Annotated in this window: 20 protein-coding genes; 3 read left to right on the forward strand and 17 right to left on the reverse strand. The window is 39.3% G+C overall.

All coding sequences use genetic code 11. The features are described 5' to 3' along the window. Positions 1-29: 29 nt before the first annotated feature. The 8 genes from NQ488_11595 to NQ488_11630 form a co-directional block, all read right to left on the reverse strand. Positions 30-968, reverse strand: coding sequence for a hypothetical protein (locus NQ488_11595; protein UWN95206.1), 939 nt, complete (start codon positions 966-968; stop codon positions 30-32). Positions 969-1,030: 62 nt separating this feature from the next. Beyond that, positions 1,031-1,576, reverse strand: a complete 546-nt coding sequence (locus NQ488_11600) for a hypothetical protein (protein ID UWN95207.1) — start codon at positions 1,574-1,576, stop codon at positions 1,031-1,033. Further along, the gene (locus NQ488_11605) at positions 1,555-1,821 is read right to left on the reverse strand and encodes a hypothetical protein (GenBank protein UWN95208.1); all 267 of its coding nucleotides are present in this window, start codon (positions 1,819-1,821) and stop codon (positions 1,555-1,557) included. Before NQ488_11605 ends, NQ488_11600 begins: the two co-directional genes overlap by 22 nt. 331 nt (positions 1,822-2,152) lie before the next feature. After that, positions 2,153-2,863, reverse strand: a complete 711-nt coding sequence (locus NQ488_11610) for a DUF6040 family protein (protein UWN97156.1) — start codon at positions 2,861-2,863, stop codon at positions 2,153-2,155. After that, positions 2,841-4,562, reverse strand: a complete 1,722-nt coding sequence (locus NQ488_11615; GenBank protein UWN95209.1) for a MobA/MobL family protein — start codon at positions 4,560-4,562, stop codon at positions 2,841-2,843. The genes NQ488_11610 and NQ488_11615 overlap by 23 nt, the downstream gene beginning before the upstream one ends. Then, positions 4,538-4,843 carry a hypothetical protein gene (locus tag NQ488_11620; GenBank protein ID UWN95210.1) on the reverse strand — a complete coding sequence of 102 codons (306 nt, stop codon included), beginning with the start codon at positions 4,841-4,843 and terminating at the stop codon, positions 4,538-4,540. Before NQ488_11620 ends, NQ488_11615 begins: the two co-directional genes overlap by 25 nt. After that, positions 4,843-5,157, reverse strand: a complete 315-nt coding sequence (locus NQ488_11625) for a DUF3847 domain-containing protein (GenBank protein ID UWN95211.1) — start codon at positions 5,155-5,157, stop codon at positions 4,843-4,845. The genes NQ488_11620 and NQ488_11625 overlap by 1 nt, the downstream gene beginning before the upstream one ends. Positions 5,158-5,420: 263 nt before the next feature. Further along, positions 5,421-5,651, reverse strand: a complete 231-nt coding sequence (locus tag NQ488_11630; GenBank protein ID UWN95212.1) for a helix-turn-helix domain-containing protein — start codon at positions 5,649-5,651, stop codon at positions 5,421-5,423. A gap of 174 nt (positions 5,652-5,825) precedes the next feature. Between NQ488_11630 and NQ488_11635 the strand changes: the two genes are divergently transcribed. Both NQ488_11635 and NQ488_11640 read left to right on the forward strand, forming a co-directional pair. Then, the gene (locus NQ488_11635; protein ID UWN95213.1) at positions 5,826-6,455 is read left to right on the forward strand and encodes a helix-turn-helix domain-containing protein; all 630 of its coding nucleotides are present in this window, start codon (positions 5,826-5,828) and stop codon (positions 6,453-6,455) included. A gap of 86 nt (positions 6,456-6,541) precedes the next feature. Further along, the gene (locus NQ488_11640; protein ID UWN95214.1) at positions 6,542-7,837 is read left to right on the forward strand and encodes a site-specific integrase; all 1,296 of its coding nucleotides are present in this window, start codon (positions 6,542-6,544) and stop codon (positions 7,835-7,837) included. Between the two features lie 184 nt (positions 7,838-8,021). Here NQ488_11640 and NQ488_11645 read toward each other — a convergent pair whose 3' ends face one another. From NQ488_11645 to NQ488_11665, 5 genes are read right to left on the reverse strand one after another with little or no spacing between them, the layout of a single operon-like run. After that, on the reverse strand, positions 8,022-8,492 hold the full coding sequence (locus NQ488_11645; GenBank protein ID UWN95215.1) for a hypothetical protein: 471 nt from the start codon (positions 8,490-8,492) through the stop codon (positions 8,022-8,024). A 26-nt stretch (positions 8,493-8,518) separates the two neighbouring features. Further along, positions 8,519-10,045, reverse strand: a complete 1,527-nt coding sequence (locus NQ488_11650; protein UWN97157.1) for a DNA methylase — start codon at positions 10,043-10,045, stop codon at positions 8,519-8,521. Between the two features lie 53 nt (positions 10,046-10,098). After that, on the reverse strand, positions 10,099-11,013 hold the full coding sequence (locus NQ488_11655) for an Mrr restriction system protein (protein ID UWN95216.1): 915 nt from the start codon (positions 11,011-11,013) through the stop codon (positions 10,099-10,101). Between the two features lie 21 nt (positions 11,014-11,034). Then, the gene (locus NQ488_11660) at positions 11,035-14,175 is read right to left on the reverse strand and encodes a type I restriction endonuclease subunit R (protein UWN95217.1); all 3,141 of its coding nucleotides are present in this window, start codon (positions 14,173-14,175) and stop codon (positions 11,035-11,037) included. Between the two features lie 31 nt (positions 14,176-14,206). Continuing rightward, positions 14,207-15,079: a hypothetical protein gene (locus tag NQ488_11665; GenBank protein UWN95218.1), complete on the reverse strand. Its 873-nt coding sequence runs from the start codon at positions 15,077-15,079 to the stop codon at positions 14,207-14,209. A 27-nt stretch (positions 15,080-15,106) separates the two neighbouring features. Between NQ488_11665 and NQ488_11670 the strand changes: the two genes are divergently transcribed. After that, complete coding sequence (locus tag NQ488_11670) at positions 15,107-15,766, forward strand: restriction endonuclease subunit S (GenBank protein ID UWN95219.1); 660 nt, start codon at positions 15,107-15,109, stop codon at positions 15,764-15,766. On the opposite strand, the gene NQ488_11675 is transcribed toward NQ488_11670, so the two are convergent. From NQ488_11675 to NQ488_11690, 4 genes are all read right to left on the reverse strand, one after another. Next, a complete protein-coding gene (locus NQ488_11675) occupies positions 15,755-16,276 on the reverse strand; it encodes a restriction endonuclease subunit S (GenBank protein UWN95220.1) in 522 nt (173 codons plus the stop codon). The two genes, NQ488_11670 and NQ488_11675, sit on opposite strands and share 12 nt — an antisense overlap. Positions 16,277-16,286: 10 nt before the next feature. Then, positions 16,287-17,270, reverse strand: coding sequence for a tyrosine-type recombinase/integrase (locus NQ488_11680; protein ID UWN95221.1), 984 nt, complete (start codon positions 17,268-17,270; stop codon positions 16,287-16,289). Between the two features lie 97 nt (positions 17,271-17,367). Further along, positions 17,368-18,441 carry a restriction endonuclease subunit S gene (locus NQ488_11685; protein ID UWN95222.1) on the reverse strand — a complete coding sequence of 358 codons (1,074 nt, stop codon included), beginning with the start codon at positions 18,439-18,441 and terminating at the stop codon, positions 17,368-17,370. Next, complete coding sequence (locus NQ488_11690; GenBank protein ID UWN95223.1) at positions 18,425-19,996, reverse strand: type I restriction-modification system subunit M; 1,572 nt, start codon at positions 19,994-19,996, stop codon at positions 18,425-18,427. The genes NQ488_11685 and NQ488_11690 overlap by 17 nt, the downstream gene beginning before the upstream one ends. Positions 19,997-19,999 lie beyond the last annotated feature (3 nt).

Consider the following 19,999-nt stretch of genomic DNA (forward strand, 5'->3'; position numbering starts at 1 on the left):
ATCTGTATCTTTAAATTCCTCCCGGCATTTTATTCTCTTATTTTAGATGCCAGTACGGTATAAAATTCTTTTTCCTGCTGCAGATATGCTGCCCTTTCCTCTGTAACTGCTGCCAACGGATTTTCTATTCTCTCCAATACTTTGTCGATAGCTGCTAAACAACTTTCTTTCGTTTCACCAAAAATATTGTCATCACCACCTGTCAGAAAATCCTGCTCTACAGATAACTGCGTTAATGTACTGGTTACATCCGTCTGAAATGGATTAAAACCAGTTTCTTCCAATGTTTCCTGCCACGCCGCCTTTACACTCTCCGGCACTGTCTGAAGGTAATAATCACTAATATATGCAATCTGCTTTTTGGTCTTTTCATCTGCAAACTGGTAGGTTCTGTTATTCGCTTTTAACTGTTCATATGCCGCCTGCGCATCACTGTTCGCTTCTGACTCATACCAACCATCTTTATTTTTGCTATATTTCATACCATTGACCGTAAAATCTTTGGAAGTGTCTACACCCAGATAAGACATAACATCCGTAATTCCCTCTGTATACCGGGCATATTCCTCCTTTGAATGTGCTACAGTAGTCATTGTCCCACCTGCATTTCGCAGCATGGATGCCAATGCATCTGCCATTCTCTGTGCTTTTACATATGATTGTGTATCATACGGATTATCTCCACCAGAAACCTCTACTCCATGCGCCGTAACCGTAAGCACATGACCTCCATTAACACGGATTCTTTGCCCTTCCGCAATATTAACAGAATTATTCTGTCTGCTAAGTGACGAACTCTTCGCCAATTTTATAGGTGTTTTTAACACTTGAACCAAATCTTCTACCGGATTTAGTAAGTGCTGCGACATCGCCTCATTATAGGTTTCCTTATCTTTAATAGCTGTATTTTTGTAATTAGATGTAAGTCCTCTTGTATTAGGATTAATATAACTTGATATTGACTGCATTGTCTCAATCTCCTTCGTTTATTCTAAATTCTCTTTTCCTTCTATGTCCAAATAACTAAGCCTTATTTATACTTACTATTTGCATTTGGCAAATTAAGATATGTATCCATACTTTTCGTCCAAAGCAACGATAAGTCAAACCTTCCCAATTTGTTTAAATCTTCTATGCTTTTTTTGAACATTGAGATAAAATCTCTTCTGTCGTTAAGTCCCATATTACCAGCTTCAAGCGGCAAAGATGTGAAACCTCCCTGCTTCTCCACTTTGTAATGTGCCTCCAATGCACGCATTTCGACTACTGTAGCACTTGATGGATTAACGTCATTGATATATATTCTTTGTTCAAACTCTTTTCCATTTTCATCCACACCTTTCGCTAACACCACCGGATTTTCATCCGTCGAATCATCCGCATATTTAAGACAATAAGAAAGACCGGTGCCATTACCTCCTGTCCACAACATATTATCTGTTGTGAATATCTGGTATACCTTTGGTGTTTCAGCCGTATAAAATGTCTTTTCCGCAGATACTGGGGCTTTCATATTATTGCCTTTTTGTTGGCGGTACATTGAAGATACCGTATTTAGACCAGAACCAATGTGCATACTTCTGTTCCTCCAATCATTTTATCTGAATTGTAAATGTACTGCTTGTATTCCACCATCGTCATATCTTTAGCAGACACAGAACCTATTTTTGAATTGCCCACTATACTTCTACTAGCTTCGCTCTTTTCTCTTACACTATCCGCAAACCTTGTATCTTCCTTCTCCTGATCTTTAGCCGCATTTTTCTGCTGGTACTGATTGTAAGCCCGTGTCATATAGTTCACATTAATTGTATTACTCATAGTAACCTCCTTTGCTTTCTTTATCGGATAAAATAACCTGTTCTCCTAGTCCCATATCATCAAACGACCATATTACGCACACAAAGACCATATTTTTACAAGATGACCACTGCCTTAGTAGAAGCTCTGTATCTCAAACTCTTTGAAATACAATGCTTCCCTGCATTTTCTATATCGTCATGTTGATATTATTACTTTACTATCCTGCACACTCTCTGAGAGTGACTGTATCTATCAAAAAAGAAGCCAGCAGTTTATTCACGCACTGCTGACTTCTTATAATACTACTCATTTTATTTACTTCGCTGCGTCTCAGACAATTTTTTTATTTTTAAACATAACCTCTGTTTTCCCGCCATCCCTTTACATACCACCTGATTCCAACATATACCAGTTGCACGAATAATAAGAGAAATAGCAGATTGATTGGCAATACTTCCTTTATCCAATCCCCAAAGTAGATAGCTATTGCCATACTTACAAGTATCACCATTATGGTAATCATATCCCAACAGTATTTCTTATATAGCCCTGCAATCTTTATTTCGATGAATGCCAAAAGTATTCCCACACCCACCAGACATCCACCGCAAATCAATATTCTTATCAGCCAGTTTATAATTCCAGCAACGACAGGATTGGATATTCCATCACTAATCTGTGCCACGTTCTTTCCTGCCAGTACAACCCAGCCAGCAATGGTCTGTGTGAAAGTTGCGATTGTATCAAAGAATACCACGCAATCAGAAATAAATATTTTTGACCGTATCATCTGAAAAAGAGTAGTTGATACGGAATACCATATCAGCAGAAACATCAATGCTTCATACATGGCTGTTTTTGTTTTATATCTGCCTGCCAGTTTTTCCCTCTGCATATCATACTTTTCCTTAACTTTCAGATAAGCTGTCTGTTTACAATTCCCGCACTTTTGATAGAGTACCGGCTTTTCAACCGGTATCTCTACTTTTTTCTGATGGGAGAGTGCATAATCCCGTTCCTGTTCTGCCTGTCTCTGCTTATCTCGACATTCCTCTATCATGGCTTGGACGGTGTGTGTTTTCTCTTTCTCGCTCTGCAACAATTCTTTTGTTTTCCTCAAGTCGTTCTTTAAGGCTTGAATGTTCTCTGTTTTGTTCTCGCTGTTTAACTTCTCGTTCAAGGTCAGCGATTCGTCGAGCTGCACTTTCAGTTCCCTGATAGTCCGGTCTTTCTGGTCGAGTTCTTCCTGCATCTGCTCTGTCAGCAGAAGCAACTCTTCCAGTTGATCGTCGCTCTTTGAGTTTCTTAATTCGTTCATCAATCAACCTTCCTTTCTCTAATTGCTGTTCAAGTTCAGTAATTCGCTGTTCTGTTTCTGCAATAGCCGGTTCTCGCTGTTTAATTTCTGTGCCAATTCCTGCCATTGCTGATTTTCGTCTGTGAGTTTCTGTATCTGGTCTGTCTTTTCTTCCAGAAGCATCAACAGTTCTTCTGTATCCGGTAAGATTTGTAGCAGCTCTGACAATTCTTTCTCTAATTGCTGCAATCGTTCTTCCTGCTCCTGAAAGCACATCAGCTTCTCGTCCTTTTCCTGTATCTCCTGAAGCATCTCTGCCATGATATTCTGCTGTTCCTCTATCTGTGTAATCATTGCTTCCATCATGGGAATTACTTCTTTGCTTTCTTCTAATGTCATTCAACCACTCCCTCCACATCGACAATGCACCGGATACCTTACCAAAGGTTGCAATTACCTTTTGCAGCAGTGCATTTTGTTTTTTTATCATCTGGTTTTCCTCGACCTTCCATGAACCTTTCCTTATCTGCCCGGTGAGATATTTTTCCTCAATCTTCCTTGCATCTGCACCCTCATGAATCGTAGGGACTTTCAATTTGCCCTGTCTTTCATAAGAGCGGTGGTCAATCAGATTGTCTATGGATAAATGCCGGTTACACATCTTTGCCCATTCGCTTCGCCATAACTCACAATTCTTTGGATTGTTCCAGCCGGTAGCGTCAGTCAGAACCCTTTTCCATTGTTTTCTGTTTCTTGCCCCGACTTTCTGTACTCCGTTTTCATCAAGTACCGGAATACGGATTCCATGACGGTCTGGATTTTTCTTATCCTGCCACCAGTCCGGGTGGGATTCATCAACCACGATATTTCCGTCAGTATCTCTGACAAAATCCCAGTCCTTGACTTCCTTGCTGCCCCATGAGTGGTCTGGATTGAATGGTCGCATGGTTACAAGTAAATGCACATGTGGGTTCCCGTCGCCCTTATCGTGTATGCTCCAGTCGGCACACATTCCCTCGTCCACGAAAGTCTTTTGAATATATTCGGTTGTATAATCAATCTGTTCCTGTCTGCTCCATTCTTTCGGCAGGGAAAATTCAAATGAGCGTCCAAGCTGTGCATCTGCATTTTTTTCTATCTTCAATACCTCATTCCATAGACGCTGTTTCTGAAATGTGATTTTAAACTTTTCCAGTGCGGCATCTTTATCATCCGCTCTTTTATAACGGATAGACTGTTGAAACCTTTTTATATTTTCTTCCGGTACATGCAGCCATTCAGGAGGTGCATTTTCGCACATCATCAGACTGGTGTAGACGACTTCCTTTTTGGAAGTATAGTAACTGATTCTGCCTGTTTCCTCATTCTTCATCACATCTCCATTAAGATATGCCGATGCGGATATGACAGATTTTCCTTTACTGCGCCCGACAATCTTTACTGTAAAGTGAAATATCGCCATGATACGATTCCCCCTTTCTGCCGTATCCGGCATTGATTTCCGACAGCATCTTCTTCTGGTTTGGCAGAAGTGAAGCTGTCGGAACGCCCTCTGCGCAAGAGTGCCCCCTGCGGCATGAGCAGGTCTGGCTGAAAGCCCCGCCGACGGAACGAGCCCGGCAAGCGTAAGCGCAGACCGGTTGCCACTTGTGGCAAACTTATAAGGACGACCTCTGGTTGTCCATAAGTGCGCCCTTCATTCAAAGGCAATGAAGGGAATGGAAAAACCACTCCCTCCGCCATTACACTTCCTCCATATCTGTAAGTGGCTCTTTCTGCATCGCCTTTGAGAAAAACTTTCCGTTTGTTTCCTGCCTTTTTAAGAAGCCTATCAACTTTGGTAAATCTTCCTCCTCAATCGGACAGCCAAGAACCGATTCCACCGCACCGCCAATCTGACAGAGCCTGTGGGTTCGTTTTTTACTTTCCTCGGCTTTCTTTCTCTTTTCCAGTTCCTTTCGCTGTGCAATGAGCTTTTTGGTAGCTTCGATGCTTTCCTGTTCCTTTTTCTCTAATGCACGTATTCTTTCTTCATAAGTCTTTGTTGATTTCGCCATATCGTCTTCATCCTTTCTCTTATAATCAAATCTTGCTCTGCTAAGATTTGGCACACGATTCTGGTCAGCTCTGTTGACATAATTCCAATCAGAATCGTGGTGCATCCTTGCGGAGCATTATCTTGTCGATGTTTTTCCGACAAGATAAACATTAGTTCCCGGTTGCATATCAGGAGAAGCACATGGTATAATCCTCTTGCGTGTAGGTATATCATGGCTTCGGTCTGATAGAACCTTTGGCGGTTTCGTAGGAAGCCGCCTTTTTAAGTTGCCACATTTCTTGTGACAGTTTTTACATTTCCTTTATCCCTCAGATCTCGCCCCTCGTTGGCTTCCATGAACTTTTCCAGAATGTCAGTTTTAATAAGGACTTTTCTTCCGACTTTTAATACCGGAAGCTTCTTCCATTCAACCAGCTTTCTCAAAGTGTTTCTGCCAATTCCTGTATAGTCGGCTGCTTCCTCGATGGATAATGCAATCTTTCTTTCCGTCATCTTGTCACCTCCTTATGAATTGCATTATGCAATTTTTGTTGTGCTGTTAGTATAGCGGTTTTATATTGTGTTGTCAAGCGTTATGAAATTTTAAAAATAATTATTATATTGCATATTGCAATTATGTGAGGTACATGCTATAATTCATACATACCGAAAAAGGAGGCAATCAGCATGAAAGATAAAGAACTACGCAAGCTGATAGGCAGCAGGGCAAAACAGCGTCGTCTGGAATTAAATCTGACACAGCCTTATGTTGCAGAGAAGATGGGAGTTACCGCTTCCACAATCCTGCGTTATGAGAATGGTTCGATTGACAATACCAAAAAGATGGTGCTGGAAGGTCTTTCGGAAGCACTTCATGTATCTATTGAATGGCTCAGAGGGGAAACCGATGAATACGAAACCGATATTACGGATAAGAAAGAATTACAGATTCGTGATGCAATGGGCGATATTCTCAAACAGTTACCTCTCGACCTTAGTAAAAAGGAAGATGCTTTTTCCAAAGATTTACTGCTGTTGATGTTAAAGCAATATAACCTGTTTCTGGAATCATTCCAGTTTGCCTGCAAGAATTACAAGGGCAACACGAATGAAGCTGATATTGCAAAAGTAATGGGGTTTGAATCGAATGATGAATATAACGAGATTATGTTTCTCCGGGAGATCACCCACACTGTTAATGCCTTTAACGACATGGCAGATATCGTAAGGCTTTATTCCAAGAAACCGGAAATGGCAGAACAAAGGCTTGAAAATCTTTTATCAGAAGTTTTGTATGAGGATTCCGATTCGGTATAGAACGACAACCGGAGTTATGATATACTTACACGCAAGAAGCATTTCATCAGTTCCGATTGTCTGATATCGAAAGGAGACACACGATTATGGCAAAAGGATCTGTAAGAAAAAAAGGAAAGAAATGGTACTACCGCTTCTATGTAGAAGATGCAAGCGGCAATCTGGTTCAGAAAGAATACGCTGGAACAGAAAGTAAAAGTGAAACGGAAAAACTGCTCCGTCAGGCAATGGATGATTACGAAAGCAAGAAATTTGTCGCAAAGACAGATAATCTTACTGTAGGAGAACTTCTTGATATGTGGGCGGAAGAAGAACTGAAAGTCGGAACACTCAGCAATGGTACAGTGGAAAATTATCTTGGTGCAATCCGTTGTATCAAGAAACATCCGATTGCAGAACGCAAATTAAAAACCGTTACTGCTGAACATTTACAGGCATTTCTCGATCTGCTTACATTCGGTGGGGAATTTCCAGATGGAAAAGTGAGAAAAGGATACAGTAAAGATTACATCCATTCCTTTTCAGCAGTATTACAACAGGCTTTCCGGTTTGCAGTATTTCCAAAACAGTTGATTACTTTTAATCCTATGCAGTATATTAAGCTGAAAAAACAGGCAGAGGATGTGGATTTATTCTCAGATGATGAGGTAGAAGAAGGCATACAGCCTATTTCCCATGAAGATTATGAGAGACTGATAGAATACCTCAAAGTAAAGAATCCACCTGCAATCCTGCCAATCCAGATCGCATACTATGCGGGACTTCGTATCGGTGAAGTTTGCGGATTGACATGGCAGGACATCAATCTTGAAGAACAATGCCTGACCATTAAAAGAAGTATCCGCTATGATGGCACAAAACATAAAAACATCATCGGACCGACCAAGCGAAAGAAAGTAAGGATTGTTGATTTTGGCGATACTCTGACTGAAATACTGAAAACCGCCAGAAAAAAACAGCTTAAAAGCCGGATGCAGTATGGTGAACTTTACCACCGCAATTTCTACAAGGAAGCACAGGACAAAAACAGAGTGTATTATGAATATTATCATCTGGACGGAACCGAAGAAATCCCGGTAGATTACAAGGAAATCTCCTTTGTCTGCCTGAGACCGGACGGATGTCTGGAACTGCCAAGCACACTCAGCATTGCCTGCCGATCAGTTGCAAAAAGGCTGGACGGATTTGAGAATTTCCATTTCCACCAGTTGCGACACACCTACACAAGCAACCTCCTCTCAAACGGAGCTGCCCCAAAAGATGTGCAGGAACTGTTAGGGCACTCTGATGTCAGTACCACAATGAATGTCTACGCCCACTCTACAAGAAAGGCAAAGCGGAACTCCGCCAGACTTCTTGATAAAGTGGCAGGCAACGACTAAATAAAAAATTCCCTTATTTCCCTTGCTGATTCCGCATAAGGTCAAAAATAAGGGAAAATACATATCATTTCACTATTTAAGGGGCTGGAAAGCCCGTAAAATAAGGAAAGTTCAAGAAATCTCTCCACAAATTTCGATTTTTCGTTCTCAGCGACTTCCCAATAAATGGGAATTTTATAACTTATCAATCCCAATATAATATTATCATATGGTCTATCTTCTTGCGGTCAGTCAGCTCTATAATATGAGGATTATTCTCTTCCTGAGCTATAATCCATACTTTATAGTTTCCACATTCATCACTATCTCCAACAAAAGAAATATTACTTGGTTCAGCAACACCACTTTTTTCAATATATCTCTCTATTTGGGAAATAGGTAAAACTGTGTCAATCCAAAGAGCATCGGCGTATGTTGATTTTTCTCCTTTACTATTTGTGATTTCATAGCCATAAGTAGATACATAAATTACACTATCTGAGTCAGCAGACTTAATCTGTGCTACAAAGTTTTGTAAAGGATTAATATCTTCTTCGTCTAAACAAAAACTATTATAATCCTTACTTTTTTTATCAAAGTAATTATCAAATCCCATCAGAACATCATCATTCAAATCAAATTTTCTTGAATTAAAAACTATTTCTAATATGCCCATATTTTATTCCTCAAATTCCAGTTTATTTAAGCCTTATGACCGCCGATTTGCTCGTTTCGGTCTTTGGCGGTTGCACCTTCTTCAAGGTTCATTCCCTTCAACACAGCATTCTTGCCAAACTTCTTTTTGATACTCAGCATTGCTTCTTGCATACGCCTTTCCCGTTCTAATTTTTCTTCTTCCTCCGCCTGCTTCTTCCTCTGTGCTTCGTAATCGGTAAAGAGGTCGAGTTGCTGGTATTCATCTTCCTGCTTGACGGATTTTTCATCAACAAGTTTATTCGCTGTGATTGTTATTCTGCGTACAAGCAAATGCTCGTCAACTATCCTGTCATACAAGTCCATCACGGCGTTGGTAATCAATCGAGTAGAGGAAGTCTTTTTCTCAAGATTCGCTGTTCCGTGTGCGTGCTTTGGAACTTTGCGTCCATATCGGTCAATCGTAACCTCGCCTTTGTATTGATATTTTAGGTTCGGATTACTTAAATTCTCAATATCATAGCCGATTGTCAACACAAGCTGGTCAGTTACAAGTCCTTTATCCACCAAATCAAGCACCATTTGGTCGGTCATTTCTTTTACAATCAACTTTGCCTTTTCGTAATCATACGGGCAGTGAAGTACCTGTCCTGAACATACACTATTGGTTTCCGGCTTATAGGCTTTGACCTGCTCCATCGTACAAGGTTCATATCCCCAAGCATGGTCAATTAGCAATTCCGCATTGATTCCAAACAGCTTGTAGAGCAGTTCTTCGTTATACAGTTCATTCGACTTTCCGATGGAACACCTTGCAATATCTCCCATAGTAAAAAGTCCATGTTCTTCCAGTTTCTTTGCATAGCCTTTACCAACTCTCCAGAAATCTGTAAGCGGTCTATGATTCCATAGCTGTCTGCGGTAAGACATTTCATCCAATTCGGCAATTCGCACACCGTCCTTGTCCGGCTCAATATGCTTTGCCACGATATCCATTGCAATCTTACACAAGTACATATTCGTGCCGATTCCGGCTGTTGCCGTAATTCCTGTTGTTTTCAAAACATCCTGTATCATCGTCATGGCAAGTTCCCTTGCAGTCATCTGATAGGTATTCAGATAATTGGTTGCATCTATGAATACTTCATCAATCGAGTACGGGAAAATATCTTCCGGAGCAATGTATTTCAAGTAAACACTGTAAATCTTGGTACTATATTCCAGATAGTATGCCATACGAGGTGGTGCAACGATATAATCAATCTCCAATGCCGGATTCGCATTTAATTCTGTACTGTCATCAGACGAACCAGTAAATGTACGATTTAGTGCTTTCCACCTTCGGGTATTATTAGCTTCTTTTACCTTTTGCACGACTTCAAACAAGCGTGGTCTGCCGGGTATCCCATAACTTTTTAATGACGGAGATACCGCAAGGCAGATGGTTTTCTCTGTCCTGCTCTTATCTGCAACCACAAGATTTGTTGTCAATGGGTCACGATTTCGTTCTTTACACTCCACAGAAGCATAGAATGATTTAAGGTCGATTGCGATATAGGTCTTTTGCTTTGCCATCATTCTATGCCCCCTTTTAAAAATCCTTTGAGTAAATTATGCTATCGTTAGTGTCAATCCTCGGTATAAAAACCATCCAATACATATGTTGTGACTGGTGTTATATACAATTCATATTTAATAACCAGTCTGATTAAATCATTTCCGTCAATCAGTGTTATCGGCGTACCTTCTCTCGCAGCCTCTCTTGCCTTATTGGTAAATCGGCTATTAGTAATAAATACTCCATAATCGGCTTGATATTTGTTCATCGCCCCAAGAAATTGATTGATATCCGGCTCACTCACTGGATTTGAATTAAATCTTTTACACTGAATAACCACTCTGGTTGTTCTAAAATCATCGGCATCTACGTGATATCCATAACCATCAATGCCACCATCATTTGACACCTGAACGCCTTTGTTGGTAAACTCCACTCCCATCTTTGTAAGAAGTGCTCGTGAAAATTGTTCAAACTTTGCTGGAGACATATTAGCGATTGCACTCTGAAGTTTTACCTTGAAATCATCTAACAATTCGTCATCTGTGGATTCATTCTCCTCGTCTTCAACCTCCAGTGTTTCTACTGGCTTGTTTTTCGATTTGTTCTTAGTCGAATGTTCCTCCCAATAGCTTCGAGCCTTATCCCTTACTTCTGTCTTAACATCAAAATCTGTTAAATCTACATTTGCTCCATCTTGAGTAAGTGTAATCTTTGGATTGAATTTCACATAAGATATGAGTCCGACATAACTAAGCTCTTTAATAGCAAAATTAAACTTAAAATCAAATTTTTTGTACTGATTTCCTGTTTTATTAGATGTATATAGTTTCTGTTCAAATTCAGCAATATGCTCATCCAACTCACTAATTCTGTCTCTAATTTCAGAACGCTCTAACTGTCCACCTGCTTCCTGAAGGACTTGAAGGATTGGTTTAATAAGGTATGATACTTGTTCTTCTGTATTTAAATCGTCATAAAACATATTTACATTTACACCTCTCATTTACTGTGCATACTTCTTGAAATTCTCTGCCTGCTCAAGAACTTCCTTGTAAACATCATCAATGGTTACTGGCGGATAGCCGAACTCATCAAGCAGCAATATCAAATCCACTTGCAAGTTTGCCTTAATATCATCACGGGCAGACCAATCGGTATAGCGTGACTTATCATCAACAATCAGCTTTATCCTTTTGGAAAGTTCAATCATTTTATCGTCCGGATATTCAAACTCAAACTTCTTGGAAACTGCTTTCAAAATATCATAGAAAGCTTTTTCCTCATAATCTATTCCCATATTCTTGAAGGAGTTCTTTTCTGTTTTCAGTTCAGACAACAACTGTGCAAGCTGCTCCGCAACATCATCAAGGACTTCGTTGGCATACGCTTCATCACGACGTCGGTTATTATACTCATCAACAACTTTCTTGAGTCTGTCTGCAAATTCCACACCCATAATTTTATTAACTTTCTTAAACTCGTCAATCGCCTGAGAAAGAAGTCTTTGAAGTATCTTGATTTTCGTATTCGGCAACTGAATAGCATTTATCTTATCCATATACTCATCGCTGAAAATATCCACCGATATATGCTTTCCGGTTTCAAATAATTCCTCAATGCCATCCGACTGGATTGCTCCCTCAAGCATTTTGCGGACACGAGCATTCATCTGCTCAATATCCGGTGCGTCGCCCTTTGTCAACTTGAAAAGGATAGAACGGACAGCACAATAAAAATGGATATAATCTTTATCTTCATCAGAGAATTTCTCACTTGAACTACAAAGATTAAATGCCTGCTTCATTCTCTTGACTGCTGCCATAAATCTTCTTTCCAGTTCTTCAGACAACTGCACATACTCAACTGCACGGTTCAGACAGGCAAGCTGTTCGGTAGGCGAACCATTGAAGAAATCACTGCTGTTGAAGTTATGGAACATCTGACCAAGAACTTCTAACTGGTCTTTTACAATCGTGATAGACTGCTCCACACCTTCAAATTCTTCGCTCTCAAAATTCGTATATTTCTTGAGGGCAGTGTTCATGTTTTTTTTGATACCTATGTAGTCAACAATCAAGCCTTTATCCTTGCCCTCGCATACACGATTTACACGGGAAATCGTCTGAATAAGGGTATGCTGCTGAATAGGCTTATCAATGTAAATCGTATCAAGTTCCGGCACATCAAAACCAGTCAGCCACATATCTACAACAATGGCAATCTTAAAGTTTGACTTCGGATTTTTGAACTGACGGTCAAATTCTTTCCTATCCTCTTTTGTGCCAAGCATATCAAAGAGGTCTTTTTCATCATCTTTATTACGAGTCATAACCAACTTAATTTTTTCCATTGGCTTCAACTCTTTTTTATCTTTTTCACTCAGAACAACCCCGTCATCACAAATCTTCTTTTCTGTCCATTCCGGTCTGAGTTCCTTTACTATTTTATAGAAATCGTATGCTATATTTCGGTTGGAACATACAAACATTGCTTTGCCTGCTACAGTTGCACCTTCTGCCACACGGGTTTCATAATGTTTGATAAAGTCCTCCGCAACAGCACGAAGTCTGTCAGGGTCGCCAATAATAACTTCCATTTTGGCAACTGCCTTCTGGCTTTCTTCTACTTGATGTTCATTTGCTCCCTCAAGCTCACACTGTGCATAATATTCTTCAATCTGTCTTACCTTGTCCTGATTAAGCATAACCTTAGCTGCACGACCATCGTAAACAAGATTAACTGTAATACCGTCCTTAACAGCTTCCGTCATTGTATATGCGTCTACAACACCACCAAAGACTTCGATTGTTCCATCAACCGGAGTTCCGGTAAATCCAACATAAGTTGCATTTGGTAAAGAGTCGTGCAAATACTTGGCAAAGCCATAGGTTTTCTGAACACCTGACTCTGTAATCTTAACCTTTTGGTCGAGATTGATTTGGCTTCTGTGTGCTTCATCAGAAATACAAATAACGTTCGTTCTGTCTGTAAGAAGCTGCAAATCCTCTGTGAATTTCTGAATGGTAGTCAGATAAACACCGCCACTCTCTCGTCCTTGAAGCTCCTCACGAAGTTTCTCACGGGACTCAATACTTACAACAGTTTCATCCCCGATATATTTCTTTGAACCTACAAACTGTTTGGAAAGCTGGTCGTCAAGGTCTGTTCTGTCCGTAATAATAAGAATAGTCGGAGAAGAAAAGTATTTGCTTTTCATCAGCATACGGGTAAGAAAAAGCATTGTATAACTCTTGCCGCAGCCTGTCGCTCCAAAGTATGTACCACCTTTACCATCTCCTTCGGGGCGAAGATGAGCCTTGATATTCTCATACAATTTATTTGCCGCAAAGAACTGTGGATAACGACACACTATCTTCAAATCCTTATCTGAGTTATCCGGAAAATAAATAAAATCTTTAATAACTTCAAGCAAACGGTCTTTTCGGAAAAGTCCTTTTATCATTGTTACAAGAGAATTGATACCGTCCAGTTCTTTATCGTCTGAGTTTATCTTTCTCCACGCATAGAAGAAATCATATGGGCTGAAGAAAGAACCATATTTATTATTTGCTCCATCACTGATAACAACAAACGCATTGTATTTGAAAATCTCTGGAATATCTCTACGGTAACGGATTGTAAGTTGCTTATATGCGTCCATTATGGTCGTATTCTCTTGTACTGCACTCTTAAATTCAAGAACAACAACAGGAATACCATTTACGAACACAATGCCATCAGGAATACGCAACTGATTATTTACGCCTTCAATTTCAAACTGATTAACCGCTTTGAAAATATTGTTTTCGGGAGTGTCGAAATCAATAAGTTCAATATAGAGGTCTTTCTGCGTTCTATCCTCACGGTTAAGAATAAATCCATCGCAGAGCAACTTAAATACAGCTTTGTTTGCTTCATAAATTGTACCGGAAATATTACGCAGCATTAGAATGACACTATCCACCTCACTCGGTGTGATACCATCTTTCGCATAGCGATTATAGAGGTATTGCTTCAGGTCGTCCGTAAGCAGAACCTCCGTCCTTTCTCTGTGTATCTGGTCGCCACTGACATAGGTGTACCCCTCGTCTTTGAACAACTCCATTATTGACATTTCCAATGCGTGTTCATTAAAATTTGCCATTGCGTTCACTCCTTTGGTATTCTGCATCAAATTATGATGCAACTACACTTGTATAATAAGCATTATAAAGTGCTTGTACTGTTTCATAATATTTATCTTCATAAGTTTCTGCTTGTGCGTCGGTATACTCTAAGAAAAACTGACAATCAACATCTTCGCCAAACTTATTATTTATAATTGTTGCTATATTCTCAACAAGTTCCATCATCCACATACAAACGGTTTCTTCTCTTGTGTGTGCTAGACTTTGATATTCCCATACATAATCAATCGGAGGTATAGGTGTTTCCTTATCAAAATCCATTTTTTTATCTACGAAATAATAGAAATATTCATCAATATACTCTCCAATAGATATTTGAGCCACATTCAAAATCATCATCAGACGATTTTCTTTGTTTATAGGTTCAAAGATATTAGGAGTGCCGTTCCATTCTAATTCTCGGTATCTATCATAGCTTCGATGAAAATATTTTGCTCCATCATACAAATAATCCCTTCCCAAATTATATTTCTCTATATCTTGCTGAAGTTTATCTATACATCCCTGTAACCAATACTTTCCCGTAAATTGTTTAATCTTATATCCGGCTTGATTTAATATCTCATTTTGTAATTCTTCAGAACACCGGCAGTATTCCGAATAAATTTTCCTTGTATGCTTTTCAAGCGGATATAGATTAGCTGCTATAATACACCACGGCAAATAATCTCTTTCCTCTTGATTATCAATTAGAAAAAGTCGAGCTTTTTCTTGCAATGCTATACGTTCCTTTTCGCATTGCAATTTCTGTATTTCCTTTTCATGTCGTGATTGCAACCAATAAATCAAAAAAGAAACTGCTATTGTTGCCACCAGTGACAATACTCCGATTATAATCTGAATTATATCTGCTAATGACATAGGTTCCTCCTTGTAAATGATAATTTAGTGGCGGTTGGCACAGCTTCTATCCAAAAGAATGTCGGCAGAGGTGCATTGATAAATCTGACCGAGCCAGAAATGGATAGACTGACTTTGCCTGATGATTTTGAAATTCAAACCGTATCTGAATTTTGTAGAGAAACAAAATCTGGTTCTACTCCATCTCGTACCAACAACGAATATTGGGAGAACGGAACGATTTCTTGGGTAAAATCAGGCGAAGTCCATAATAATATTACGCTTCAAACGGAAGAATACATCACTCCATTAGGGTTGAGTGAGAGTTCCACAAAACTGCTTCCAAAGGACACAGTTTTAATGGCGATGTATGGCGTTACCGCTGGAGAAGTTGGTTATCTTGCTATTGAAGCAACGACCAACCAAGCTATTTGTGGTATGATTTGCAATTCAAAAGCTGATGCAGCATACTTGTACTTCTCACTAATTCAGAGCCAAGCGGCAATAAGCAGACTTTCTAATGGTGGAGCCCAAGATAACCTCAGTAAGAACTTCATTGATAACATAAAAATTGTTGTTCCTTCGTCTGAGTTTATTGAAGAACTGAATCTTGCTGCAATAGTTGAGCAAATGACCTTAAACACAAAGGAAATCGCTCTACTTGAAGAACTGCAAGCCACAGCTTTGGCTCAGTTATCAAGCCACTAAATTATCATTTATCTTCTGTTTCAAATCTATTCTATCGGTTATCGTCTTGTAGGCTTTCACTATTTTTCTCTGCTTTTCAATATCTGGTACTGGAAGTTCCACCATACAAAGCTCATTCCAATCGAAAATCTCTCTTACGCTTCCGTGTGACTTATACCTTGCATAACGGTCAAATTCTGGTCGGCTGAACCAAAGCATAAGATATTCAGGGTCAAGTTCCTCTTTATTTTCAACTTCAAAAACTGTATAAGAGCTTGAAATGATACAATCTTCTTCATCTAAATAAGCAATAGAAATTTTCTCTCCATTTCGTGAAGTAACGGGTCCGTATGCAAACTGTCCCGTTCTGACTATCTTATAATTCGATAAATCAGTTCCTACAATATTTGCGATTGAAGGAATAAATTTTTTACTTATACTTACGCCAAGCAACTTTGTTACGGCTAAATTCTTATTACGCTCGTCCACAAGTCGAATGTAATTGCCTAATATCTTATATCCTTTTTCCATTCCTACCACCTTAACCAATGTATTTTCTATGAGCAATTTTCACATTGCTCTGCTTGACCATTGCATATTGCAATGTCGTATCTATTCTTCTATGCCCCAAGAGCTGCTGAAGCTGCTCTATTGGCATTCCTTTGTCTATTGCCATTGTTGCAAGTGTTCGCCTGAATTTATGAGGGTGTACCTTATTTAATCCCAAGCGTTTTCCAAGCTGTCGTAATCTCACTTCAATACCTCCGATATTCATTCGATTATGCGGAGATTGTAATGAAACAAAAAGTGCTGGATTGTCGTCCTTTCGGCTATTTAAGTAATTCTGCAAATGTATTTTTGTTCTTGCATCAAAATATACTATTCGCTCCTTATCGCCTTTGCCGAAAACCACACATTCTCTTTCGTTAAAGTCTATATCCTCACGATTTAGCAACACCATTTCTCCGACACGCATCCCCGTTGAAGCAAGCATATCAATCATCGCCAAGTCCCTGAGTTCTGTGCAATTATCTCTCATCAATTCAAGTGCTTCATCTGAATAAGTTTCCTTAATGTTTGTTCCGGTCTTAACCTTATGTATTCGCCTGACCGGACTTTTCAAAATATAATCCTCGTCCTCAAGCCAAGAGAAAAAACTGGAAAGTATTCGTCTTATATTATCTATCGTAACTTTACTTGATTTTTTCTTTGCTTGATACTCTGTCAAATAACAACGAATGTCGTCAGTTACGATATATTTGATACTCTTTCCAATACCATCAAGCATTGACTGTATCGTTGCATTATAGTATTTCAGAGTTTTCTCAGAACAGCCTTCAATACGCTTTGCCGATAGGAAAGATTCTACTAAATTCTGTTCTGAAAGTTCCTCATCTTTTTTTATCTTTGTTACCTCATAATCAAAAAGTGTATACTGCAACACCTCTTGCAATCTTTCTGTCTGTGCGTTATTCAGATAAGGTAACATTCCTTGAATAACATCAGTGATTAGGTTCTGTTTCATAGTCAATTCTCCTTTTCTTTTTTAAGAGAACGACTACCAGTGGCAGTCCCTTGTTTTAACTCCCGCCACTGATGGGAGTTCTATTGTAAATGATAATTTAGCGGCTTGACATTGTTGTAAGAATTATTTTCTGCAATTCTTGCAGTTTTTCTATTTCAGAAAGATTTTCTTCTTTGCAATAAATAAGGCTCATAACCTTTTGGGAGAAAGATTTCTGTAATTCAAGTGGTGGAATTGCTATTCCATAAGCATGAACATCGTTTCGATTTAATGTAGGAACTGCACTACCACCAACAAAGCCATCATAATTTAGATTTTTGAGCAAATAAAATACCCACAACGGTTCTGCTTCATAAATTTGTTTTACATAGAGCGATGTGTTATGTGTCCAACAGTTGCAAAGGTACAATCTTGGGTTGCCAATATTGCCGCTTCGTCCCATTACAATAACAGGAGCTTCAGCAGTAAATTCATCATGATACCCAATTGTTCCAGTTGAACCTGCAACGGGATATTTACCACCAGTCATTTCAGTTCGAGGTAAATCATGCCCCCTTTGTAGTTGCAACACATCGCCAACAGTGCCTTGTTTCCAAGAAGATTTATCTGAGTTGGACTCAAAATATTTTTGATACAATGTTTGAGCAGTATCGTCTAAATTATCATTTATCTTCTGCTTTAAAGCAATTCTCTCCGTAATTGCCTTATAACTGTTCACTATTTCAAGCTGGTTTTCAATAGGCGGAATAGGCAATTCTAGTCTGCAAATATCGTCCCAAGTAATCCCACCACGTACACTTCCGTCAGTATGTAACCAACAAATACGGTCAAACTCCGGTCTGCGAAACCACATCATCAGATAATCTTCATTCAAAATGCTGTTATCTATTACCTCAAACATAAAATATGCCGGAGAAACAATAGCAGGTTTTTCTTCATCATACAATGCAACCGGAAGTCGTTCATCACGACCAACATGCATTGGATTACATGCAAACTTTCCTTTTGTTATCAGTTTATATTTACTCAAATCCGTACCAATGACATTTGCAACCGACGGCATAAAGAACTTGTCTATGTTAATTCCCAAAACTCTGTCTGTTATGCTTTCTCTGTTCCGAGTATCAATCAGTCGGATATGGTTTCCTAAAATATCATAATTCGATTTCATATCCCAACTCCTTAAATACAGCAAGCAAATCTGATTTGGATTTTTCCTCTTGAACAAGAAGTTCTTTGAGTTCTCCCTGCAATGACTTCATTTTTGTATCAAAGTCGATGTTCTCATCACGGTTGACAAACTCAATATATCTGCTTGGTACAAGAGTAAATCCTTTTTCTTTTACTTCTTCAAAAGAAGCAGAATAGCAAAACTCCGGCACATTCTCATAAGTTTCCTCATAGCCTTCCTGCTGCCAGTTATGATATACACTTGTAACTTTGGCTCTATCTTCCTCTGTCAATTCAATGTACTTCTTCTCATAAGGACTGCCCATCTGTCGTAAATCCATAAAGAGTATTTCATCTTCTCGGTCACGATAGCGTTTGAGCTTTCCGTTCTGTTCCACAACACGAGCCTTTTTATTCTTATTGAGTACCCAAAGGGTAACGCTGATGTCAGTGGTGTAGAAAAGGTTTCTCGGAAGAATAATAATCGCTTCTACCAAGTGATTTTCTATAAGCTGCTGCCTGATTTTCAGCTCTGTACCATCATCAGATAATGCACCATTGGCAAGCAGGAAACCTGCCACACCGTTTTGTGAAAGTTTAGAAACAATATTCAGTATCCAACCATAGTTTGCGTTGCTTGTTGGTGGAACTTCATATCCATTCCAACGAGGGTCGTCTACAAGCTCATTCTCGGCTCTCCACTGCTTCTGATTGAAAGGTGGGTTTGCCATAATGAAATCTGCTTTAAGGTCTTTGTGTTGGTCGTTGGTAAATGTATTGGCTGCCATCTCTCCAAGATTTGCAGAAATACCACGGATAGCTAAGTTCATTTTTGCCAGTTTGAAAGTGGTATTTGTGTATTCCTGACCGTAAATAGACACTTTCTTTTTATTACCGCTGTGTGCTTCTACGAACTTGATGGACTGAACAAACATACCACCCGAACCGCAACAAGGGTCATAAAGTATTCCATCGTAAGGCTCAAGCATTTCGGCAATCAGGTTTACAATACACTTTGGTGTGTAGAACTCTCCTTTACCTTTTCCTTCTGCAAGAGCGAACTTACTAAGGAAATACTCATATACACGACCTATAATGTCGTTCTCTTTATCATCAGTGTTGATACGATTGATTTCATCAAGCAAAGAAGCCAACTTTGCCGTATCTATATGTAAGCGGGAGTAATAGTTATCCGGCAAAGCACCTTTCAGTGCCGGGTTGTTCTTTTCAATCGTATAAAGTGCTGTATCTATCTTCAGGGCAATATCGTCCTGTTTTGCGTTTTCAATAATGTATTTCCAACGGCTTTCTTCAGGAAGATAGAATACATTTTCCTGAGTATAAAACGGTTTCATATCCGCATACTTTTCGCCGTGTGTAGCAATAATCTTATTACGGCATTCCTCAAACTTGTCACTGGCAAATTTAAGGAAGAATAAACTCAGAACAACGTGCTTATACTCCGCAGGCTCAACAGAACCTCTCAGTTTATCAGCACTTTTCCAAAGTGCTTCTTCCATTGATATTTCTTTCTTTGGTTTAGCAGCCCTTGCCATCTA

It is taken from the genome of [Bacteroides] pectinophilus (genome assembly GCA_025146925.1).
Classification (GTDB): domain Bacteria; phylum Bacillota; class Clostridia; order Lachnospirales; family Lachnospiraceae; genus Bacteroides_F; species Bacteroides_F pectinophilus.